Annotated in this window: 21 protein-coding genes, 1 pseudogene and 1 riboswitch; of the genes and pseudogenes, 11 read left to right on the top strand and 11 right to left on the bottom strand. The window is 70.4% G+C overall.

The window, feature by feature from the left end; genetic code table 11:
* Positions 1-177: 177 nt before the first annotated feature.
* From MFF42_RS05925 to MFF42_RS05935, 3 genes are all read left to right on the top strand, one after another.
* Complete coding sequence (locus tag MFF42_RS05925) at positions 178-1,566, top strand: aminotransferase (protein ID WP_238254915.1); 1,389 nt, start codon at positions 178-180, stop codon at positions 1,564-1,566.
* A gap of 331 nt (positions 1,567-1,897) precedes the next feature.
* Positions 1,898-2,113 (top strand): hypothetical protein, encoded by a 216-nt coding sequence (locus MFF42_RS05930; protein WP_238254916.1) that lies wholly within the window; start codon positions 1,898-1,900, stop codon positions 2,111-2,113.
* Between the two features lie 33 nt (positions 2,114-2,146).
* Complete coding sequence (locus tag MFF42_RS05935) at positions 2,147-3,061, top strand: metallophosphoesterase (protein WP_238254917.1); 915 nt, start codon at positions 2,147-2,149, stop codon at positions 3,059-3,061.
* A 15-nt stretch (positions 3,062-3,076) separates the two neighbouring features.
* Here the strand turns inward: MFF42_RS05935 and MFF42_RS05940 are convergent, their stop codons facing one another.
* The 6 genes from MFF42_RS05940 to MFF42_RS05965 all read right to left on the bottom strand — a co-directional run bounded on the left by MFF42_RS05940 (position 3,077) and on the right by MFF42_RS05965 (position 6,888).
* On the bottom strand, positions 3,077-3,295 hold the full coding sequence (locus MFF42_RS05940; RefSeq protein ID WP_238254918.1) for a hypothetical protein: 219 nt from the start codon (positions 3,293-3,295) through the stop codon (positions 3,077-3,079).
* Positions 3,296-3,344: 49 nt separating this feature from the next.
* A complete protein-coding gene (locus MFF42_RS05945) occupies positions 3,345-3,788 on the bottom strand; it encodes a GNAT family N-acetyltransferase (RefSeq protein WP_238254937.1) in 444 nt (147 codons plus the stop codon).
* A gap of 8 nt (positions 3,789-3,796) precedes the next feature.
* Positions 3,797-4,723, bottom strand: a complete 927-nt coding sequence (locus tag MFF42_RS05950) for a DNA-3-methyladenine glycosylase family protein (RefSeq protein WP_238254919.1) — start codon at positions 4,721-4,723, stop codon at positions 3,797-3,799.
* 49 nt (positions 4,724-4,772) lie between these two features.
* Complete coding sequence (locus tag MFF42_RS05955; protein WP_238254920.1) at positions 4,773-5,060, bottom strand: hypothetical protein; 288 nt, start codon at positions 5,058-5,060, stop codon at positions 4,773-4,775.
* A 189-nt stretch (positions 5,061-5,249) separates the two neighbouring features.
* Positions 5,250-6,404 (bottom strand): ribonuclease D, encoded by a 1,155-nt coding sequence (gene rnd, locus MFF42_RS05960; RefSeq protein WP_238254921.1) that lies wholly within the window; start codon positions 6,402-6,404, stop codon positions 5,250-5,252.
* Between the two features lie 94 nt (positions 6,405-6,498).
* Complete coding sequence (locus MFF42_RS05965) at positions 6,499-6,888, bottom strand: hypothetical protein (RefSeq protein WP_238254922.1); 390 nt, start codon at positions 6,886-6,888, stop codon at positions 6,499-6,501.
* Between the two features lie 167 nt (positions 6,889-7,055).
* Between MFF42_RS05965 and MFF42_RS05970 the strand changes: the two genes are divergently transcribed.
* Entirely contained in the window at positions 7,056-8,327 is a 1,272-nt protein-coding gene (locus MFF42_RS05970) for a D-alanyl-D-alanine carboxypeptidase family protein (protein ID WP_507763103.1), read from the top strand.
* Positions 8,328-8,357: 30 nt separating this feature from the next.
* Here the strand turns inward: MFF42_RS05970 and MFF42_RS05975 are convergent, their stop codons facing one another.
* Complete coding sequence (locus MFF42_RS05975) at positions 8,358-10,259, bottom strand: AsmA family protein (RefSeq protein WP_238254923.1); 1,902 nt, start codon at positions 10,257-10,259, stop codon at positions 8,358-8,360.
* Between the two features lie 365 nt (positions 10,260-10,624).
* Between MFF42_RS05975 and MFF42_RS05980 the strand changes: the two genes are divergently transcribed.
* The 4 genes from MFF42_RS05980 to MFF42_RS05995 all read left to right on the top strand — a co-directional run bounded on the left by MFF42_RS05980 (position 10,625) and on the right by MFF42_RS05995 (position 15,078).
* Entirely contained in the window at positions 10,625-11,362 is a 738-nt protein-coding gene (locus MFF42_RS05980; RefSeq protein ID WP_238254939.1) for a CoA transferase subunit A, read from the top strand.
* 107 nt (positions 11,363-11,469) lie between these two features.
* Positions 11,470-12,129 (top strand): 3-oxoacid CoA-transferase subunit B, encoded by a 660-nt coding sequence (locus MFF42_RS05985; protein ID WP_238254924.1) that lies wholly within the window; start codon positions 11,470-11,472, stop codon positions 12,127-12,129.
* 350 nt (positions 12,130-12,479) lie between these two features.
* Positions 12,480-14,447 carry a methyl-accepting chemotaxis protein gene (locus MFF42_RS05990; RefSeq protein ID WP_238254925.1) on the top strand — a complete coding sequence of 656 codons (1,968 nt, stop codon included), beginning with the start codon at positions 12,480-12,482 and terminating at the stop codon, positions 14,445-14,447.
* Positions 14,448-14,697: 250 nt separating this feature from the next.
* Positions 14,698-15,078, top strand: coding sequence for a hypothetical protein (locus MFF42_RS05995; RefSeq protein ID WP_238254926.1), 381 nt, complete (start codon positions 14,698-14,700; stop codon positions 15,076-15,078).
* Positions 15,079-15,095: 17 nt separating this feature from the next.
* On the opposite strand, the gene MFF42_RS06000 is transcribed toward MFF42_RS05995, so the two are convergent.
* Positions 15,096-16,052 carry a DUF6925 family protein gene (locus MFF42_RS06000; RefSeq protein ID WP_238254927.1) on the bottom strand — a complete coding sequence of 319 codons (957 nt, stop codon included), beginning with the start codon at positions 16,050-16,052 and terminating at the stop codon, positions 15,096-15,098.
* Positions 16,053-16,089: 37 nt separating this feature from the next.
* Positions 16,090-16,290, bottom strand: a riboswitch (cobalamin riboswitch).
* 176 nt (positions 16,291-16,466) lie between these two features.
* Here MFF42_RS06000 and MFF42_RS06005 point away from each other — a divergent pair.
* Together MFF42_RS06005 and MFF42_RS06010 are read left to right on the top strand one after the other, a co-directional pair.
* A pseudogene (locus MFF42_RS06005) lies at positions 16,467-16,757 on the top strand (type II toxin-antitoxin system RelE/ParE family toxin).
* Between the two features lies 1 nt (position 16,758).
* Positions 16,759-17,061, top strand: a complete 303-nt coding sequence (locus MFF42_RS06010) for an addiction module antidote protein (protein WP_238254928.1) — start codon at positions 16,759-16,761, stop codon at positions 17,059-17,061.
* A 63-nt stretch (positions 17,062-17,124) separates the two neighbouring features.
* On the opposite strand, the gene guaA is transcribed toward MFF42_RS06010, so the two are convergent.
* Positions 17,125-18,690 (bottom strand): glutamine-hydrolyzing GMP synthase, encoded by a 1,566-nt coding sequence (guaA, locus tag MFF42_RS06015; RefSeq protein ID WP_238254929.1) that lies wholly within the window; start codon positions 18,688-18,690, stop codon positions 17,125-17,127.
* 361 nt (positions 18,691-19,051) lie between these two features.
* Between guaA and MFF42_RS06020 the strand changes: the two genes are divergently transcribed.
* Positions 19,052-19,279 (top strand): hypothetical protein, encoded by a 228-nt coding sequence (locus MFF42_RS06020; RefSeq protein WP_238254930.1) that lies wholly within the window; start codon positions 19,052-19,054, stop codon positions 19,277-19,279.
* A 56-nt stretch (positions 19,280-19,335) separates the two neighbouring features.
* On the opposite strand, the gene MFF42_RS06025 is transcribed toward MFF42_RS06020, so the two are convergent.
* A complete protein-coding gene (locus MFF42_RS06025) occupies positions 19,336-20,364 on the bottom strand; it encodes an alpha/beta hydrolase (protein ID WP_238254940.1) in 1,029 nt (342 codons plus the stop codon).
* Positions 20,365-20,498: 134 nt separating this feature from the next.
* Entirely contained in the window at positions 20,499-21,791 is a 1,293-nt protein-coding gene (locus tag MFF42_RS06030; RefSeq protein WP_238254941.1) for an RsmB/NOP family class I SAM-dependent RNA methyltransferase, read from the bottom strand.
* Between the last annotated feature and the right edge of the window lie 164 nt (positions 21,792-21,955).

The raw sequence follows: 21,955 nt of genomic DNA on the forward strand, positions 1-21,955 counted from the left end.
GGGGCCGCAGCTGCGGCCGGGAGCGGGCGTGGCGACGATGGTGGCCGGATCGAGCATCACGAGCGGTCGTTGCGTCTTCGAGGCAGGCGGACTCCGCCTTCCTGAGGGAGATTGCGGCCGTTAGTGTGGCGGCGCTGCCGGCGCATCCTGTCGGCTCTGTCTTCCGGCTGCCGCATCATGCTGTCGAACATCGCCGCCCGCGACGTCGAGACCCTGATCCACCCCTACACCAACCTCGCCACCTTCCGGGAGACCGGTCCGCTGGTGCTGGAGCGGGGCCACGGCGTCTGGGTCTACGACACCGACGGCCGTCCCTACCTCGAAGGCATGGCCGGGCTGTGGTGCACGGCTCTCGGCTACGGCAACGAGGAGCTGGTCGAGGCCGCCGCCGAGCAGATGGGCCGGCTTCCCTTCGCGCACCTGTTCTCGGGCCGCAGCCACGATCCGGCGATCGAGCTGGCCGAGACGCTGAAGGAGCTGATGCCGGTCCCGACCTCCAAGATCTTCTTCACCTCGTCGGGTTCGGAGGCCAACGACGCGCAGGTCAAGCTGCTCTGGTACATGAACAACGCGCTCGGGCGCCCGCGCAAGAAAAAGATCATCGCCCGCCGGAAGGGCTATCACGGCGTGACGGTGGCCACCGCCTCGCTCACCGGGCTCCCCGCCAATCACGCCGATTGGGACCTACCGATCGAGGGCTTCCTGCACGCCGCCTGTCCGCACCATTACCGCGGCGCGGAGGCGGGCGAGAGCGAGGAGGCGTATTCGCAGCGCCTCGCGGCGGAACTCGAGGCGCAGATCCTCGCCGAGGACCCGGACACCGTCGCGGCCTTCTTCGCCGAGCCGGTGATGGGAGCGGGCGGCGCCATCGTTCCCCCTGCCGGCTATTTCCCGGCGATCCAGGCGGTGCTCGACCGCTACGACGTGCGCCTCGTCGCCGACGAGGTGATCTGCGGCTTCGGCCGGCTCGGCACGTGGTTCGGCGGCGAAACCCTCGGCATGCGTCCGCACACCCTGTCCTTCGCGAAGGCGCTCACCTCCGGCTACCTGCCGCTCGGCGGCATCAGCATCGACGAGCCGCTCTACCGCGCGATGCTGGACGAGAGCGTCAAGCTCGGCGGCTTCGGCCACGGCACCACCTATTCCGGGCACCCCGTCGCCTGCGCCGTCGCGAACCGGGTGCTCCACATCTACCGGCGCGACCGCATCGTCGAGCGGGCCGCCGAGCGGGCGCCGCACTTCCAGGCCGCCCTGGCGCGGCTGGCCGACCACCCGCTCGTCGGCGAGGCCCGGGGGTTGGGGATGATCGGCGGCATCGAGATCGTGGCGGACAAGCCGTCGAAGCGCCAGTTCGAGCCGAAGGCGGGGGTGGCGGCGCGCTGCGTCGCCTTCGCTCAGGACGAGGGGCTGATCGTACGCTTCCTCGCCGGCGACCGGATCGCCGTCTGCCCACCGCTGGTGATCGAGCCGGACGAGATCGACACCCTGTTCGAGCGTCTCGGCCGCGCCCTCGACCGCACCGCCGCCTGGATCGCGCATGAGGATTTGAAGCCCATGCCCGCGTGAGCGATCGGCCCCGGCGTAAATCAAGTCGCCGACGCTTCGGGTGTAAATCTCCTGAGGGCATTGCAAGATGGGCCGCGCTGCGCTGCACTATCGCGTGGCCGAAAAGTGACGATGCGCCGTGCCCGAGATGTCGCCTTGCTCGAATTTGCCGCAAGCCGGATGCCTTAAGCTTCCGTTCATGTCGGCGGATCGATCAAAGCGGAGGCGGCATCTTCGCAATCTTGCCACGACGAGGGTGTGTAAAGGTCGTCCTCGCCCCACAAGCGAGGTGTGAGACCAAGCCGCCGCGGCCGCGCTCCGGCCGCCCCGAAGCGCAAACAGGACAGGAATCATGTACGCCCCCAGCCGAACCCCGACCTTCGCGGCAGAGCCGGGCAGCACCGCCTCGGCGACCGTGGCCGGGGATCGCGAGAACTTCCGCCCCGTCGCCCTGCCGGCGCTCGCCGCCGCCGTCCATGTCAGCCGCAGCGCCGTCAAGGCGGCCCGCGCCAAGGCGGAAGCCCGGAACAGCGTCCGCTTCGTCCACGAGGACGAGCCCGTCGACTGAGGCTGACGCCGCCGACCCGCCGGCTTCGGCGGCATGCTCCTCCTCCCGACCCGCAGGCAGGTTCTGGGCGGGTTCGGTGCTTCGGCGCTGACGCTCGGCTCGGGGGGTGCCTACGCTTTCGTCGTCGAGCCGCGCTTTCGGCTCGCGCTGACACGCTACGGCCTGACCCCGCCGGGATGGAACCCGGACCTCCGCCTGCGCATCGCCGTGCTCGCCGACATCCATGTCTGCGAGCCCTACATGCCGCTCGACCGCGTCGCGGAGATCGTCGCGGCGACGAACGCGCTCGCGCCCGACCTGATCCTCCTGCTCGGCGACTACCCGGCGGGACGGAAGGTGACGTGGCACCGGGTTCCGCTCTCCGATTTCGCGCGACTCGCCGAGGGTCTTCGCGCGCCGCTCGGCACCTACGCCATCCTCGGCAACCACGATTGGTGGGACGACCGCGCGGCGATGCGGGCCGGCAAGGGTCCGGTCGAGGTCCGCCGCCTGCTCGAAGCGCGCGGCATCCCGGTTCTGGAGAACGACGCGGTGCGGCTCGTCCAGGGCGGCCATCCGTTCTGGATCGCCGGCCTCGCGGATCAGGAGCCGTTCCTGCCGATCGGCAGCCGCCGCAGCCTCGCCGACCTTCCGGCCACGCTCGCGCAGGTGACGGATACGGCGCCCGTGATCCTGATGGCGCACGAGCCCGACATCTTCGTGAAGGTGCCCGCCCGCGTCTCGCTCACGCTGTCGGGCCATACCCATGGCGGCCAGATCCGCGTGCTGGGCTACTCGCCGGTGCTGCCCTCCCGCTACGGCCAGCGCTTCGCCTACGGCCACGTGGTCGAGGACGGCCGCCACCTGATCGTCTCCGGCGGACTCGGCGTCAGTGGGATGGGCATCCGGTTCGGCGTGCCGCCGGAGATCGTGCTGATCGAACTGGGCGGCAAGACACCCGCCGCCTGACGGCGCTACTCCCGCTCACCCCTTCCGCGGCACGGTCGCGCCGACATGCAGGAAGCTGCGCTCACCGGTCGCGGCTTCCGCGACGTGCTGGATCGTGTCCAGAAGCTGGGCGATCGGCCGCGGGCCCGGCTGCGGGACCAGCGCGTCCGGGGCAACCCGGCGGCCGGCAGTGCGCCCGGCCACGAGCTGCGCCTCGCTGAGGACATCGAAACTACGGCCGACTCGTCGGTTCATGGCTCTCTCCTCTGAACCCGACCGTGATGCGGCCATGGTAAACGAGGCGTTAACGATCGAGAACGAGCCGGTAGCGGCAGAAATCGTCGGCCGCAACGAAGCGGTCGTAGAGCCGCCGCGCCTGCGCGTTCCCCGTCTGCGTATGCCAGGTGAGCCGCGACCAGCCCCGCGCTTTCCCGAGCTCGATGAGGTCGGCGATGAGCGCCCGGCCGAGCCCGGCGCCGCGCGCTTCGGGCGCGACGAAGAGATCCTCCAGGTAACAGATCGGCGCCGCGGTCCAGGTCCCCTCGTGCAGGACGTTGACCGTCATGCCCACCACCGTCCCGTCCCGCTGCGCGAGCCGCGCGAAGACCGGCGAGGCAGGATCGAGGATGCGCCGCCACGTCGCGGCGGTGACCGACTCGGCCAGATCTTCTCCGTAGAAGGCGAGGTAGCCGGCCCAGAGCCGGCGCCAATCGGCCTCGTCGTCGGCGGCGGGATCACGGATCGTCATGGCTGGCATCATGGCATCCTCCGCGCAGCGTCCTCGGCCCAAAGATGGATCGCGGCGTAGGCGCGCCAGGGCCGCCAGGCCGCGGCCCGGTCGAGAAGCGCGGCGCGGTCCGGCCGCCCGGCGCCGGTGTCGAGGGCGCGCATCAGCCCGACATCGCCCGCCGGGAAGGCATCGGCCTGAGCCAGGGCGCGCATGGCGACGTACTGGGCCGTCCACTCGCCGATGCCGGGAAGGGCTTTGAGCCGCGGGACCCGGTCGTCGAGATCGCCGCCGAGGGCGAACAGATCGGGCGTTGCAAGCATCGCCGCCGCGAGCCCCTGGATCGCCCGGCCGCGGGCGCGGGGCATGTTGAGCACGAGCGAGATCTCGGCGTCCAGAAGCTGTTCGGGCGTGGGGAAGAGGTGAGTGAGGCCCGGCTCCCCGTCGCCCTCGTCAGGGGCGAGCGGCGTTCCGAAGGAAGCCACGAGGCGGCCGGCGAGGCGCGTGGCGGCGGCGACCGAGACCTGCTGACCGAGGATTGCCCGCACCGCCAGTTCGAATCCCTCGAAGGCGCCCGGCATGCGCAGGCCGGGCCGGCGGGCGACGAGGGCGGCGGTGAGCGGATCGCGGCCGAGGCCGTCGGCGATCGCCCGCGGGTCGATGTCGAGATCGAACATCGCCCGCACCCGCGCCACGACCGCACTCCGGGCGTCGTCCGTGTCGAGGCCGCGGATGCGCACCGACAGGGCCTCCGCTTCCGGCGTGACCGAGAGCGTCCCGTGCCGGCCGCCGAAGACGAAGCTGCGCGCGTAGCGGCCGGGCGTCACGTGCTCGACGCCGGGACTCGCATGATCGGCGAAGAAGCGCTCGAGATGCGCCCAGTCGTAGGGCGGCCGGATGGCCAGCAGAAAGCGGGCGCCGTCCGCGAGGGCCGTGGGCGAAGGGGCGAGGGTCATCGGTCAGGCGGGGCGCGGCACGAAGGTCGCGGCCACTCTCCGGCGGGCTTCAGCCCGGCGCAACCGGTTCGGTGCTCTCGAACTCGGCGGTGTCGCCCACGAGATCGGTCAGGGAGACGGCCAGGCGCCGCGCATCCTTCAGGTGCAGCGTCGCATCCGGCGTGAGCCAGAGCGGGTGAAGGGCGCTGTGCCGGCCCGTCAGGCTGCCATGGGCGCGCACGATGCCGTCACGGCGCTCGACGACGAGCTTGTAGCGGACCTTGACCGGGTCGATCCCCTCGGCGGAGACGGCACCGCGGCCGCTCAGAACCTGAAGAACTTCGTTCGGCTCGAACATGAGGCGGGAACAGCGACCGGGAACGAGAGGCAAAAAGATTTGCCACTTAATCCCGAACTACGTCACCCGAGTTCCGCCGCCAAGATCCCGCGATGACACTCGCCCGCTTCTCCCACGCCTTCTCTGCCGACGACGGCACCGGGAAGGGGAGACGGAGCCCGCGATCCGGATCATCGCAGGCCGAAGCGTCTAGGGCAGTTCGCGTACGGTCACCCGGCCGCGCTCCACCGACAGCGCCATCCGCCCGTGCTTCAGCGCCAGCGCCTTGTCGCCGAACAGGGTGCGGCGCCAGCCCTGGAGCACGGCGACGTCCGCCGCGTCGTCGTCGGCCAGGGCTTCGAGATCGTCCACGGTGGCGATAATCTTGGGCGCGACGCCCTCGGCCTCGGCCACCGCCTTGAGCAGCACCTTGAGGAGATCGACCAGCGCCCCGTTGCCGCCGCCGCGGGAGCGGCTGCGCTCGGGCATGGCGATCTGCGACAGGTCGCGGGCGAAGCCCCGCTCGACCGCGGCGAGGATCTCGGCGCCGGTGCGCGAGCGCTCGAAGCCGGCGGGGATGGTGCGCAGCCGCCCCAGCGCCTCGACGCTGCGGGGGCCGGCGGTGGCGATGTCGATCACCGCCTCGTCCTTGAGGATGCGTCCGCGGGGCACGTTGCGGCTCTGCGCCTCCGCCTCGCGCCAGCCGGCCACCTCCATCAGCACCGCGATCTCGCGCGGCTTGCGCATCCGCCCGGCGAGCCGGCGCCAAGCCTGGGCCGGGTCAGCCTGGTAGGTCTCCGGCGAGGTCAGGACCGCCATCTCCTCGTCGAGCCAGAGGCCGCGGTCGGTGCTCAGCAGTTCGGCCGCCAGCACCTGATAGATCGTCACGAGATGGGTGACGTCCGACAGGGCGTAGGCGAGCTGCGCCTCCGAAAGGGGACGGCGCGACCAGTCGGTGAAGCGGGAGGACTTGTCGATGCGCGCCTTGGCGACATCGTTGACGAGTTGCTCGTAGGACACCGAGTCGCCGTAGCCGCAGACCATGGCCGCGACCTGCGTATCGAAGAACGGGTGCGGCAGGAGCCCGCCGAGGAGCCAGATGATCTCCAGATCCTGCCGGGCCGAGTGGAACACCTTCACGGTGCCCTCGTCGGCCATCAGGTCGAAGAACGGCTTGAGATCGAGATCCTTCGCGAGCGGATCGACGAGGCAGGCGAACCCGTCCGGACCCGCCATCTGGATCAGGCACAATTTCGGATAATAGGTCGTCTCGCGCATGAACTCCGTATCGACGGTGACGAAGGGCTGCGCGGCGAGACGGGCACAGGCGTCGGACAGAGCCTGCGTTGCGGAGATCAGTTCCATGAACCGGCTATACCGAAGGTCGCGCGCTATCGCGAGCCGACGGAAGGCCTCTTGTCCCCACGCGATTGCTCCGAGGCAAGAAAAGTTTGCCCGCTCACGCCGCCCGGCGGGGGTGACGCCCGCCGCGCATCTTCCGCTGCGCCTCCGCACGGGCGAGGAGCCAGTCGAGGATGCCGGTCTCGATGCGCGTGCCGGAGGCGGGCTCGGTCAGCCGGCGGATGCGGTCGGCGCGCAGGCCGCGATAGAGGCCGTGCGCCCGGTCAGTCCCTCCGAGCAGGGTGCGGCCGGGCCCGAGCTTCAGCTCGCGCGCGTCGAGCGTGCGGGTCGTCCAGGCGCCGCGCGCATCCTCGTAGACGACCTCGAACGCCCCTTCGAGGGGCAGGGTGCGCCAGGGCCCTTGGTCCTCGCCGGCGGCGGCCGGCGCGGCCCGGCGACCGGAGCGGAGGCCGGGCGCCTTCATGGGGTGAAAGTCTCGAAATTGCATGGGCTTGATATGGGATCCGTCCCGGTTTTCCACAAGCGCGCAAGCAGGATTCCGGGGCGGTCATGACGCGGTGCGAAAACGAACTTTGCCTTCGAAACCGCATTGTATTCGGGCTAAGGTCACGCTTGGCGGGGACGGGCGACGAGCGGGTTCGCGGGAGAGGCGGGATGAGTACGATTCGGTTCCGAGCGGCGCGCTGGGCGCTCGCGGGGATGCTGGCTGCGGTCGTCGGCGCCTTCCTCCATCCGGCGCCCTCGCGCGCCCAGTCCTTCCAGACGGCGGCCGTCCACGCGATCCTGATCGATGCCGAATCCGGCTCGGTGCTGTTCGAGAAGGCCGCCGACGAGCCGTTCTCGCCGGCGAGCATGGCCAAGCTGATGACGGCGGAGATCGTGTTCCGCGCCATCAAGGAGGGCCGCCTCTCCATGGACACCGAATTCACGGTGACGGAGGACGCGTGGCGCCGCGGCGGGGCCGGCGGCGGCGGCTCCTCGATGTTCGCGCAGGTGAACAGCCGCATCAAGCTCTCCGACCTGCTGCGCGGCCTGATCGTGCAGTCGGGCAACGACGCGGCGATCACCATCGCCGAGAACATGGCGGGCACCGAGGAGGCGTTCGCCGGGATGATGAACCAGCGCGCCAAGGAGATCGGCCTGACGCGCTCGACCTTCCGCAACGCGACCGGCTACTCGGCCCCCGACCAGAAGGTGACCGCCCGCGACATGGCGCGGATCGCGCAATACATCATCGACACCTACCCCGAGTTCTACAAGATCTATTCCGAGCGCGAGTTCACCTGGAACAAGATCAAGCAGCAGAACCGCAACCCGCTCCTGACCCTGGATATCGGCGCGGACGGCCTGAAGACCGGCTACCTCGAAGAATCCGGCTACGCGCTGACCGGCTCGGCGGTGCAGAACGGCCAGCGCCTCATCATGGTGGTCTCCGGCCTGAAGACCGCGCGGGACCGCGCGGCGGAGGCCCGCAAGATGATGGAATGGGGGTTCCGCGCCTTCGAGCCGCGCCAGGTCTTCGCCCCGAACGAGACCGTGGCCGACGTCTCCGTCTTCGGCGGCGAGAAGGGTTCGGTGCCGGTCGTGGCCAAGAAGCCAGTGCGCCTGCTGCTGCCCCGCGGCGCCACGGATCGCGTCACGGCCAAGGTCGTCTATCAGGGTCCGCTGGTCGCGCCGGTGGAGCAGGGCCGCGAGGTCGCCCGTCTGCGCGTCACCCGCGGCGACGCCGTCGCCCTGGAGCAGCCGCTCTATGCCGGGGAGACGGTGGAGGCCGGCACCCTGTCGCAGCGGGCGCTCGACGCGGCGCTGGAAGTCGGCACCGATCTCGTCCGCCGCGCCTTCGAGAAGGCCAAGGGCGGCAACGGTTCGAGCGGAAACGGCTCCGGCGGGGCTTCCGCCGGCGGCGCGGCGAGCGGCAATTCCTGAGGCTCCGCGCCGGTCCCGGACCTGACCGGGTCAGGGAGCGGAGGAAGCGTTGCCGGGGGCGTAGGCGCGGATCCCGAGCGGCAGATCCGCTCCGGGCCGTCGGAAGGACTCGGGGACAGCGCCCTGGCGCGCGTCGGCCCCCGCTGGAAGGGGTCCTGCGCTCGCGCGAACGCTCACGGCGTCCCAGGGTCCTGCGATCTCGAACAGCGTAGCCGTCGGCGGCGTTCCGTCGGCGGCGCTCGCGCGGGCCTGGAGCTCGGCCCGCGCCTGGAAGCGGCGGTCGGCCAGGGCGACACGCCCGTTCAACGAGGCGCCGAGGGTGCGGGAGGCGAGCCGACCCTCGACGATCTCGCCGACGCCGTCGGCGAAGAGCAGCGTGACGGCGGCATGTTCGAACGGCGTCCGGCCGTTGCGCCGCGCCAGCGCGCCCGGCGCCAGCGCCCCGCCGCGGTGGATCACGTCGGCGAGGTCGAGACCCGACAGGGCGCCATCCTCGCTCTCCAGGGCGACCCGGCCCGAGACGGAACGGGTGAGCGCCCCGACATCGTGGCCGGCTCCCTCCAGGGCGAGGCTGCCGCGCGTCGCCCCGAGCATCCAGCGGCTCTGTCCGAGATCGTTCAGCAGGGCGCCGAGATCGAGACTGTCGAAGCTGCCCTGGGCCTTCACCCGCGTCAGCGCCGCGTCCCCCTCGTCGGAGGCGAACGAGACCCGGCCCTTGATCATCCCGCCGCGGAGGTTGGCGCGACCGACCGAGGCTTCGATGCCGCTCTCGCGGACGAGAACGCTGGAGGCGAGATCCGTGATCTGCACCGGCCCGATCCGAGCGTTGCCGGCGGAGATCCGCAGATCGAGATCGCCGCCGGTGAACGGCCGCAGGTCGAGGGATTGCCCGCGCCACGCCGCGTCGTCGGCATGATCGAGGCCGGTCAGCCGCAGCACGCCGGCGAAGAGGGGCGAAAGGTTGAGATTCTCGGCGGCCAAGGTGGCCTGGACCGCGGTACGCCGCGGGCCGAAGGTGGCCGAGCCTGCTCCTTCGAGGACGTTGCCGTCGCTGCGGACGGTGACGCTGGGGAACTGGACCTGACCCGAGCCGGCCTCGAAGCTGCCCTCGACCGAGAAGTCCTCGACGAAGGGGGACAGGGCGAGGCTGCCGCCGGTCAGGGCCAGCGTCCGGTGCAGGGAGCGGGTCTGGAGGCGGCCGGTGCCGGAGGCCTTGAGACCGTCGCGCACGCTGCCGCTGCCGTCGGCGTTCAGCGAGCCGGTCGGCCACGTTACGGCGGCGTTGAACGGGCTCTCACCGCCGGAGAGGAGCGCGTAGGGGCGCAGGCCCGTGAGCGTGATCCTGGCGTTACCGTCGTCCCAGCGGAAGCCTCCGGTCAGAGCGAGGCTCTCGCTCCAGGCCGGCCAGGAGACGGTGAGATCGACGTCGCGGGCCGTCCGCACCGTGCCGTCCCGCGGATCGAGACCCGTCACCGAGCAGCGCGCCAGGATGACCCGCCGCGGCCGGTCCCCGACCTCGCCGGCGATGCTGTGGGTCAGCCGCTCGGCGGCGCCGGACCAGCGGGTATCCCCCGCATCCTGCGCCAGCACCACCTCGGCGCCGTCGAGGGTCAGGGAATCGACTTCGACCCGGCCGGTGAGCAGGGCGGCGAGGCCGAGCTGAAGCGAGAGGTTGCCGCCCGAGGCCAGCACCGGCCCGGCCGCATCGCCCCCGGTGAGGCGAATATCCTGGAACACGATCCGCGGGAGGGGGAGCAGCACCACCTCCGTGCGCCCCCGGGCCGCGAGGGCCACGCCCCAGTTTTCCTGCAGGCCCTGGCTCACGAAGCGCGCCGCGCCGGGCGCCTCGACCGACCAGGGCAGGCAGGCAGCCACCGACGCCGTGGCGAGAAGCCCGAGACCGAGGGCGGAAAGGGTGCGGCGCAGCGACATTGCACTCCGTGGGCGGGCGATGCGGATCGGATCATGCCGAACCGCACCGGCGTGACGCGCCGTGCGATCCGAAAGCTTAGCCGGTTCCGGTCCTTCTGTCCCGCGGCCGAGGGGAAACCGACCCGCAATGCGGTGGATGGCGCGGCCTGTCCTTTGGAGAAGGACCGGCGCAGCCCCTGCGACTCTGCGGGCGGTTACGGCGCGGGATTTTTGCATCGCGCGCAAATGCGTCGCCGGTTTGACGAAGACGGTCCTGCGTTGCACACCCGATCGCCATCGATCGGGAGGGCGGCCGGCCGGCGAGTCGGGAAGCCCGAAGCTTGGCCAAGCCCGCCCCGGCGGAAGACAAGGAAGGGACGCTGTCGATGAAGAAGGTCTACCCGGATCCGAAGGCCGCGCTCGCCGGCCTCCTGCGCGACGGCATGACGATCATGGCCGGCGGCTTCGGCCTGTGCGGCATCCCGGACGAGCTGATCGACGCGATTCAGGCCTCGGGCGTGAAGGACCTGACCGTCATCTCCAACAATGCCGGCATCGACGGCGTGGGGCTGGGCAAGCTGCTCGACACCCGCCAGGTCAAGAAGATGATCTCGTCCTATGTCGGCGAGAACAAGGAATTCGCCCGCCAGTATCTCGGCGGCGAACTGGAGATCGAGTTCAACCCGCAAGGGACGCTGGCCGAGCGCATCCGCGCCGGGGGCGCCGGCATCCCGGCCTTCTTCACCAAGACCGGCGTCGGCACCAAGGTCGCCGAGGGCAAGGAGGTGCGCGAGTTCGACGGCGAGAGCTACGTGATGGAGCGCGGATTGTTCGCAGATCTCGCCATCGTCCACGCCTGGAAGGGTGATACCGAGGGCAACCTCGTCTACCGGAGGACGGCGCGCAACTTCAATCCGATGATGGCCACCGCCGCGGAGGTCACGGTCGCCCAGGTCGAGCACCTCGTCGAGCCCGGCGAGATCGACCCCGACCACATCCACACGCCGGGCATCTTCATCGGCCGCATCCTCCACGTGCCGGTGCGCGAGAAGCGCATCGAGCAGCGCACCGTGCGCAAGCGCAAGGAGCCGGAAGCGGCGGCGGCCGGCGGCGGCCAGATCTGACGTCTCGACACGCGGCCGCGAGGCCGCAAGCGCGACGGCGCGTCGCCGCCCGTGCGGCGGACGGCGCATCGTCGCTCCCGAGGATGCGCCCAGCAAGGAACTGAAAGATGGCCTGGACCCGTGAACAGATGGCGGAGCGCGCCGCGAAGGAGCTGGAGGACGGCTTCTACGTCAATCTCGGCATCGGCATCCCGACCCTGGTGTCGAACTACATTCCGGACGGCATGTCGGTGCAGCTGCAATCGGAGAACGGCATGCTCGGCATGGGCCCGTTCCCCTACGAGGGCGAGGAGGATCCCGACCTCATCAATGCCGGCAAGCAGACCATCACCGCGCTGCCGACGACGAGCTACTTCTCCTCGGCCGACTCGTTCGGGATGATCCGCGGCGGCCATATCGACCTGTCGATTCTCGGCGCGATGCAGGTCGCCCAGAACGGCGACCTCGCCAACTGGATGATCCCCGGCAAGATGGTGAAGGGGATGGGCGGGGCGATGGATCTCGTCGCCGGCGTGAAGAAGGTCGTCGTGGTGATGGAGCACGTCGCCAAGGGCAAGGACGGCTCCGAGAGCCCGAAGCTCCTGAAGGCCTGCGACCTGCCGCTCACGGGCACGCAGGTGGTCGACATGGTGATCACCGATCTCGGCGTCTTCACCATCGATAAGAAGGGCGAGGGCGGCATGACCCTGGTCGAACTCGCCGACGGCGTCACCGAGGACGAGATCCGCGCCAAGACCGAGGGTGAGTTCACCGTCGCCCTGGCCTGAGCCCTTCGCCCGCAGGGCCTGCCCTGCGGCGCCTCGATGGGTGAGAGAAAGGACGGTCGGCTCCGGCAGACGCCGACCCGCGAACCGCGAAAACAGGTCGACCGGATGCGCTGCCGAGAGGCCGCGCCGTTTTCCAGCCACCCGGCGCTCCGTCCTTCCGGGTTCGCCGCCGCTGTCCGAGAATGGCGGCGGACGAGGGCGGGCGGCTCGACAAGGTGTCCTCCAAGTCCGGCGTCCGCAATCGGGGCGCCGAGACTTGGGATGGCCCAAAAAGTCAATCGTCGCATCGCTTAATAGAAATTTAGTCGGCGATCTTCAAATCTCGGATCCGTACGGTTCGAGATTTTTCAATGGCGATCCAATTACGGCGGGCCGGCCTGCGCGCTCAGATCGCGGTTCTGGGGGTGAGCGGCGCGCTCCTCCTCGGGCTGATCTACGCCGACGGTGCCCGCACCCAGGCGGCGTTGCAGCAGGTCGCCGACGGCAGTGCCCACCTGCACCTCGCAATGATCACCGTCGATCGCGCCCTGGCGGTCGCCCGTCAGGCCGAGACGGACTTTCTCATCCATCGCCGCGAGGCGCTGATCGAGACCCGGGAGCGGGCGCTGGCCGAGGCGGGTGAGGCGCTGACCCTTGTCGAGCAGCGCGCCGCCGAGGTGCCCTCCGATGATCCGCTGCGCCGGGCGGACGCGATCCGGCCGAGCCTGAACCTCTACGCGACGCGGTTCCAGAACGTCGCCGCGGCCCAGCGGACGCTCGGATTCAACGAAACACAGGGGCTCCAGGGGCGCCTGCGGGAGGCCGTTCATCAGGTCGAGGCGCGGCTCGCGCAATCCGACCTACTTCCGCTGAACGCCCTCATGCTGACGATGCGCCGGCACGAGAAGGATTTCATGCTGCGCGGCGGCGACAAGTATGTCGATGCCCTGCGCGAGAGAGTCGATGCCTTCGAGCAGGCCTTGAAGGGAGCGCCGCTGGCCGAGACGACGCGGGCCGAGTTGCGCGAGCGGATCAGGACCTACGAACAGGGCTTCCTCGCCTACGCGGCCGGCGCGGACACGCTGAAGGAGGAGGCGGCCGACCTCGATACCATCGTCCAGCGCCTGCAGCCGCTGACGACCGAGGTTCGCCGGACCATCGAATCGCTCAATGCGCAAGCGCAGAGCGCGATCGCCGCCTCGCGCGAGACGACGACGCGGCGGATGCTGTGGGCGATCGCCCTGACGGTGCTCTGCACCGGCCTCCTCTCCCTCTGGGTCGGACAGCGGATCTCCCGGCCGCTGGGGATGATGGCGCGGGCCATGGAGGCCCTGGCCAGTGGCGATCTCGCCGTCACGGTGCCGACGCTGCGGCGGCGCGATGAACTCGGCGCGATCGCGGCGGCCTTCGCCGTGTTCCACGCCAAGATGGTCGAGAACCGCGATCTGACGGCGGAGCGGCTGGCCGAGCGTCTTCGCAGCGAGGCCGAGCGCCGGCAGGCCATGCTGGCCCTCGCCGACCGCCTGGAGACGGAAGTCGGCGGCGCGACCCGCGACCTCGCCGAGGCGGCCGCCCGGATGCAGCACGAAGCGCAGATCGTCTCGGGCGCGGTGGCGCAGACGGGCGAGCGCGCCGTCTCCGTCGCGGCCACCTCCGAACAGACCTCGGCAAACGTGCATCAGGTCTCCGCCGCCACGGAGGAATTGACCGCCTCGATCGGCGAGATCTCGGCACAGGTCACGCTCTCGGCCCAGGCCACCCGCGTCGCCCTTCAGGAAGCGGGCCGCACCGGCACCGCCGTGCGGGACCTCGCGGAGACGATGGACCGGGTCGGCGAGGTCGTCGGCCTGATCGCCGGGATCGCGAACCAGACCAACCTCCTGGCGCTCAACGCGACGATCGAGGCGGCGCGGGCCGGGGAATCCGGGCGCGGCTTCGCCGTCGTCGCGACCGAGGTCAAAGCCCTTGCCGGGCAGACGGCACGGGCGACCGGCGACATCCGCGATCAGATCGCGGCGATCCGCGACGCGATGGCGGAAGCGATCGCTGCCGCCTCCGGCATCGAACACCGCGTCGGCGAGATGAGCACCATCGCGGAGGCGATCGCGGCGACGATGGAGCAGCAAAGCGCGGCGGTTCGGGACATTGCGGGCCACGTCGTCCGAGCCGCGACGGGCACGCAGCTGGTCTCCGGCACGATCGCCGGCGTCAGCAGCGACGTCGACCGCGCCGCCGGTGCGGCGAGCGGCGTCTCCGCGGCCGCGCGGAGCGTGGCCGACCGCTCCCGCGTTCTGGCCGACGACGTGTCGCGCTTCCTGGTTCACGTCAGGGCCGCCTGAGCGCCGCCAGGAGGACGCTCACGGCCGACCCGGTCCCGCCGGGCCGAACGAAATCTCCGCCTGCGGCCGTGATCTCAAGCATCTGACATCGCAACGTTATTTTCGAGTATCGGCCGTGATCGGCCCGTCTCGTGCCGCAGCGCTAATCGGGCGTTAAGCCGATTCGTCGAAATTTCCGCAACTGCCGCGCGGGGCGCCGTGAAGCACCACCCGGCAGCGGGACCGAGACGACACGAGAGGCAGTTTGCGTATGCGTAGCGTTGCGGACAACGTCATTCCCTTCCGCCGGCCGGCTCCCTCTCCGGCCATCTATCGGGACGACAACCGGAGCCGGTCGCGGGCGGATCAGCGCAGCCTGATGGATGCGGTCTACGCCACCGGAACGCTCCCCGTGGCGGCCGGCGACCGCGAGACAAAGCTGATCGCCTCCCGCCTCCAGGTCTACGGCTTCCTCACCATCGAGGAGATGGACGAGGACGGCACCCTGCGCCGCCTGCGCCCGTCGGAGGCCATCCGCGCCCGTTCCGAGCGGCCCTGGCGCCTGTCGAAGGCCGGCTACGGCGCGGGCCTGCCGGTGACGATCCCCTCCGTCGACGATTTCCTGTTCGAGCCCGAAGGTCTGCCGGCCTGATCGGCGCGCCGGATGGCTCAGGCGTGGTCGTCGGCGGTCTCGTCCTCGTCGCCCGCCGTCGCCGCCACGCTCTCGCCGCGGAGGAAGCGGGCCTGAAGGTCGGCGACGCGGCGGGCCGATTGCGCGTGTTTCGCCGAGACCTCCTTCGAAGGCGCCATCCCGCGCTTGACCGCCAAAAGATCGGGGTCGCCCCAGCGCTCAAGCAAGGTCTGAAAGGCCGCGTGGCGGGCGGGATCGAAGCGGAGGCGGCGTCCCATCCCGTCCTTGTAGGGATGGGGGGGGTGGATTCCGGCGCAGGGCACGAAGCCGTCGGGGATCGGCGTCGTCGCCGCATGGGTGCGCCCGGCCCGCAGAAGCTTCGGCAGCACGTGGGTGTGCGGCCCTTCGGAACTCATCTCGCCCGGACCGGGGATCGGCGCGTAGACCTCGATCCGGCCGATGCGCGCGCAGAACACCCGGTGCGGGCTCATCGCCACGAGCCGCGGGCCGATCGGGTTGTCGGGGGCGAAGACCGGCCGGCCGACACCCGCGCGCAGGTAGGCGACGGCCTCCGGATTGCTCGCGCGCACGCACGCATCGACGGCCAGCAGCCCGAGCCCGAGATCGAACAGGATCGCCTCGCGGTCCTCCTCCCGCGCCGCCGCCCGGTCGGGGCCGAGTTCGGTGACGACGCTGCGCCCGTTCATGGCGCAGGCGGAGACGGGCAGGCACAGCGCCAGGGCGTGATTGTAGCCGCCGGTGAAGCCGGTCTCGTAGGCGACCGGCTGCAGATCGGCGCCCGGCGTCAGGGCGATGGCGCCGCGGGCGGTGGCGAGGCCCAGCCGCGCGTCGGATAAGGCACGCACCGGCTCGTCCTCGTCACGCATGAACTCGGCGATGGCGCCGAAGCTGCCGAGGCTCCAGGCGGTGCCGGGATCGGCGAGAGCGTCGCGCAGCAGCGTTTCGACGGCGGAGGGGGCGGGGATCGGCGGCATCTCTCGTCTCCTTCGCGGCTGCGCGGGCTCAGGGCCGGATGTGACGCGACGGACGGCAGGTCTCCTCGCTCACGGGTCACGGCCTTCTTGCCGCCTTCCCAGATGAGATCCGTCCAGTGATGTCGGTGGCGAGCAAGCTCACCGCTTACACTTGGGGGGCAACCGCAGCACGGGGCTCGCGGACCCGAACCGCATTCCCTTTCGAGCCTCGAAGGGAACCGCCGGCTTGGGGGAGTGCGGGAGAGTCGGGAGAGGGTCAACCGGAACCCTTTGCACGACCGAACATCAGCGTGGAATTTCGCTGAGATCAAACCGATCGATGGAGCATGGCTGCCGTCCTTCACACTCGGGCAACGTTGGAGAATCGGCGTAGGCTCCGGCTTGATTTTCGTAGTTTAAAGACCACAATCTCCTATGCCGACGATCCGTCGCACAAGCGTTTTTCAAAGTTGGATCGACGGTTTGCGGGACGTTCGCGCCGTCGCGCGCATAGCCAAGCGGATCGATCGGCTGGCGCTCGGCAATCCGGGCGACGTCAAACCGGTTGGAGACGGCGTCAGCGAGATGCGGATCGACTACGGACCCGGCTACCGGGTCTACTTCACCACTTAGGGTAGGCAGATCGTCATTTTGCTTTGCGGCGGAGACAAGAGCTCTCAGGAGCGGGACATCCGCGCAGCGAAGGCGCTCGCGAAGGATCTATGACATGGCCCTCGAAACCCATCCCTACGACAGTGCCGAACACCTGAAGACGCCCGAGCACATCGCGGCCTATCTCGATGCCGTGCTGGAAGACAACGATCCGGCTTTGCTTGCCCACGCACTGGGTGTCATCGCTCGAGCCCGCGGGATGACGCAGATCGCTCAGGATGTCGGCCGGTCGCGAGAGCAGCTCTATCGAACGCTCTCCGAGAAAGGGAACCCGCAGCTCGACACGCTCATGGGTGTGTTGAAGTCGCTGGGCCTGCGCCTCAGTGTGCATCCGATCGACGCGGAACGGTCGGCCTGAGAAAGGGCTTCACGAATCGCAGCTCGATCTTACAGCCGGGCCGGAGGCGTTCGCGGCCTCCTCTCACTCCCACTCGATCGTGCCGGGCGGCTTCGAGGTGATGTCGTAGGTCACCCGGTTGATGCCCTTCACCTCGTTGATGATCCGCGTCGCGACGCGGCCGAGGAAGGCCATGTCGAAGGGGTAGAAGTCGGCGGTCATGCCGTCGACCGAGGTGACGGCGCGCAGGGCGCAGACGTGGTCGTAGGTGCGCCCGTCGCCCATCACGCCGACCGTCTTCACCGGCAGGATCACCGCAAACGCCTGCCAGATCGTGTCGTAGAGGCCGGCCTGCCGGATCTCGTCGAGATAGATCGCGTCGGCCTTGCGCAGGGCCTCCAGTTTTTCGCGCGTGATCACGCCGGGGCAGCGAATGGCCAGCCCCGGGCCGGGGAAGGGGTGGCGGCCCACGAAAGCCTCGGGCAGGCCGAGTTCCTTGCCGAGCAGCCGCACCTCGTCCTTGAACAGCTCGCGCAGGGGCTCGACGAGCCGCATGTTCATGCGCTCGGGCAGGCCGCCGACATTGTGGTGGCTCTTGATCGTCACCGAGGGGCCGCCGGAGAACGAGACGCTCTCGATCACGTCCGGGTAGAGCGTGCCCTGGGCGAGGAAGGCGGCACCGCCGATCTTGTTCGCCTCGGCCTCGAACACGTCGATGAACAGGCGGCCGATCGTCTTGCGCTTCACCTCGGGGTCGTCGACGCCTTCGAGCGCGCCGATGAACAGGTCCTGCGCCTGAACGTGGACGAGGGGGATGTTGTAGTGGTCGCGGAAAAGCCGGACGACCTCGTCTCCCTCGCCGAGGCGCATCAGGCCGTGATCGACGAAGACGCAGGTGAGCTGGTCGCCGATGGCCTCGTGGATCAGCACCGCCGCGACCGAGGAATCGACGCCGCCGGAGAGGCCGCAGATCACCTTCTCCTTGCCGACCTGCTCGCGGATCTTGGCGATCGCCTCCTCGCGGTAGGTGCCCATGGTCCAGTCGCCGGAGCAGCCGGCGATGTCGCGCACGAAGTTGCGGATCAGCAGCGCGCCGTGGGGGGTGTGGTGCACCTCCGGATGGAACTGGACGGCGTAGTAGCGCCGCGCCTCGTCGGCCACAGCGGCGAAGGGCGCGTTGCGCGACATCGCGATGGTGCTGAAGCCGTCCGGCAGCTTGGTGACCCGGTCGCCGTGGCTCATCCAGACCGGGTACTTCTCACCCGTGTGCCAGACGCCCCGGAACAGCGGCGACTCGGACACGATCTCCACCTCGGCGCGGCCGAACTCGGCATGGTGGCCGCCCTCGACCTCGCCGCCGAGCTGGGCCGCCATGGTCTGCTGGCCGTAGCAGATGCCGAAGACCGGCACGCCGGATTCGAAGATTTTCTGGGGGGCGCGCGGCGACAGGTCCGTCGTGACCGATTCCGGGCCGCCCGACAGGATCACGCCCTTGGGCCGGTGCTCGTCGAAGGCGGCGTCCGCCTTGGTGAACGGCACGATCTCGCAATAGACGCCCTCCTCGCGCACGCGGCGGGCGATGAGCTGCGTCACCTGGGAGCCGAAATCGACGATCAGGATCTTGTCGTGGTGGGACGTGTCGATGGTCATGCTGCCTCGGGCCTTCTGCGATACCGGTTAGACGAGGGCTCGGGACGGCGCAACGCGTGTGACGCCGCCGGCACGGCGATCGATCGAAGCGGCCTCAGCGATCTCGCGACACGACAAGCGCGCGGCGGAGCGTGTTCAGGACAGGCCGAGGCTTCTGCCGCAACAGACACATCGGCCGCCCGAGACCTTCGCGGGGGCAGCGGCCGTTCATTTCGGATCGCGAACCATCAAATGAATGAATCGAACCGTCATCTCGTGCTGCGAGACCGATGTGATGCCCCCAGGCTGCGGCCGTTAATCTGACGTTCACGATTCGAGGGCGACACGGCAGCCCCTCGAAACGGACAGGAGCCATCCGACCATGAGAGCTGCCCTCTTCGGAATCGCCGTCACGATCGCAGGTTTCGGCGCCGCCGCGCCGGCCCAGGCCCTCCCCCTCTCCGGCGCCGCTCCGCTGTCGGAAGGACTCTTCCAGCAGGCTCAGTACAGCCGCCGGGTCATCCGCGGCCCGCGCTGCAAGACCGTCGTCACCAAGCGCCGCGGCCGGTTCGGCCGGGTGGTCGTCGTCCGCGAGCGCCGCTGCTTCTGATCCGGCACGCCTGACGAAGCGCGATGAGCGGCCCCCGGCGACGGGGGCCGTTTTTTTCACGACTTCAGCAGGCCGTGGCCGCGCATCCAGGCCATGAACAGGGCGGGCCATGTGGCCGCCGGGCTGCCCGGCACGCCGAGGCCGAAGCCGTGGCCGCCGCGCTCGAACAGGTGCATCTCCGCGGGCACCTTCGCCGCCCGGAGCGCCGCGTACATGAGGAGCGGGTGGTCGGTGACCGCGATCCGGTCGTCGGAGGCCTGAACCATGAAGACCGGGGGCGTGCGCGCGTTGACCTGGACCTCCACCGAGTAGGCCCGCCGCCGCGCGTCGGGCGGGTCGTCGCCGACGAGCACCCGGCGGCTCGACATGGTGCGGTCGAACGGCGCCCGCATGGTGATGATCGGGTAGATCAGCCCGGCGAAGGAGGGGCGGGCGCTCAGGCCGTCCGCGTCGTCCATGTCGTCGTAGAGATCCTGCTCGGCATCGGTCGCGGTCACGCCCATCAGGTGGCCGCCCGCCGAGAAGCCGAGCACGCCGATCCGATCCGGATCGAGGCCGTATTCCTCCGCCTTCCAGCGGATGAGGCGCATGGCCCGCTGCGCGTCCTGCCGCGGCGCGTCGGGGCCGTCGCGCCACTCCTCGCTCGGAAGCCGGTAGACCAGCACGAAGGCGGTGATGCCACCGCGCGCCAGCCATTGCCCGACCGGAAGCCCCTCGTTGCCGATGTCGATGCGCAGGTAGCCGCCGCCCGCGGCGATCAGCACGCCGGCGCCGTTCGGGCGCTCGGGACGGATGACGAGGAGGCAGGGTCGCGCCACCGCGGTGATCACGCCGGTCAGGGTCTCGTCGAAGCGGTATTCCGAGCGGAACGGCCCGCCGCCGCCCGGCGGCAGGTCCGGCCACAGATCGATGACCTCGAGGTCGGAGCCGGGCGCGGCATGCGGCAGGGGCTGGACGACCTCACCGCTCTGCGGACGCACCGGAAGCCGTCCCGCCGGCTGCGCGTCCGGCTGCTGCGCCCGCGCCTCGGCCCCGGTCAGCATCGCCGCCGTCCCCGCGAGCAGGGCTCGCCGGTGGAGCGTCATGGTCTCGGCCTCGCCGTCATCGAAACTCCCGTTGCGCCGCCGCAAAGGAATCTCGTCCGTGGCGGCTGCCCCCGCGTGGCCCCACGCGGCTCCCGGGGACAACGGGGAAGGCGCGCGAGCGATCCGACCTCGGTTCAGCTTTTGCGTGTCATCGTCGCGACATAGAAGCCGTCGGTGCCGGTCAGAGCCGGGCTCATCTGGATGCCGCGCGCCGTCCGGCGAATGTTTCCGTCGAGGCCGGGAACGGCGCCGAGATCGGTCGGCACCGCCTGGATCGCACCGCCGCGACGGCGAAGCAGGCCGTCCACGGCGGCGTCGTTCTCCTCGGGCAGCAGCGAGCAGGTGACGTAGACCAGCGTCCCGCCGGGCCGCAGAAGCGCGGCCGCCCGGTCGAGCACCTCGGCCTGCTCGGCGATCCGGCCGGCGAGGCTGCCCGGCCGCAGGCGCCACTTGGCGTCGGGGTTGCGCCGCCACGTGCCCGTGCCGGTGCAGGGCGCATCGACCAAGACCCGGTCGACCGTGCCGTCGAGATCGGCCAGCACGTCGGCGCGCGCCTTGCCCGTGCGCGGCGTGCGCACCTCGACCTCGGCGCCCGAGCGGCGCAGGCGCTCGTGGATCGGGGCGAGGCGGCGCGGGTCGGCATCGGTGGCGATGAGGCGAGCGGCGTTGCCGGTGATCGCGGCGAGCGCCAGCGACTTGCCGCCGCCGCCCGCGCAGAGATCGACAACGGTCTCGCCCGGACGCGCCCCGGCGAGCAGGCTCGCGATCTGCGAGCCCTCGTCCTGGATCTCGAACCCGCCCTCCAGGAACAGCGGATCGACGTGCAGGGCCGGGCCGCGCCCGTCCTCGCCCAGCGGAATGCGCAGGCCCAGCGGCGAGAGCGGCGTCGCCTCGGGCGAGAGGTCGGCGAGCGCCTCCAGGGCCGCGTTGCGGCTCTGCTTCAGGGTGTTGGCGCGGATGTCGAGCGGCGCCCGGCGGCCGAGCGCCCGCAGCTCGGTCAGGAGCCCGTCGCCGAACAGCTCGGTCAGCGAGGGCAGGACGAAGGCGGGCGCATCGCCCGCCACCTCGGGCGGCGCGTCGGCGAGGCTTCCCTCCGCCAGCCGCCTGCGCTCGTCCTCGGTGAGGGGAGGGGGGGCGAAGCGCGCGCCGTCGAACAGCGACGCGATGCTCGGCTCGGCCAGGCCGCGCTGCAGGCGCAGCATGCCGATGAGGATGGCGCGGCCGGTCTCCTCGCCCATGATCCAGGCGGCGGAGGCCCGGCGGCGCAGCCCGTCATAGACGAGGCTCGCGATCGCGGCGCGGTCGCCGGAACCGGCGAAGCGGTGGGCGAGGCCCCAATCCTTGAGGGCATCGGCCGCCGGCCGGCGGCGCGCGGCGATGTCGTCCAGGATCTCGATGGCGGCGGAGAGGCGGGCGGAGGGGGTCAGGATCGGCTCCGGAAACGTTTCGTTAAACTTGCCACCGTGCGGCCACGCTTGGACCCGCGGCCCGACACGATACGGCCGAGCTTCCGGCTCTTTGGCCGTCCAGAACGGCACGATGGCCCCGTCCGTCAAGGACATGTGAGGAAAGGACCCCCGGGATGCCGTCC

The organism is Methylorubrum podarium (assembly GCF_022179745.1).
In the GTDB taxonomy this organism is placed as follows: domain Bacteria; phylum Pseudomonadota; class Alphaproteobacteria; order Rhizobiales; family Beijerinckiaceae; genus Methylobacterium; species Methylobacterium podarium.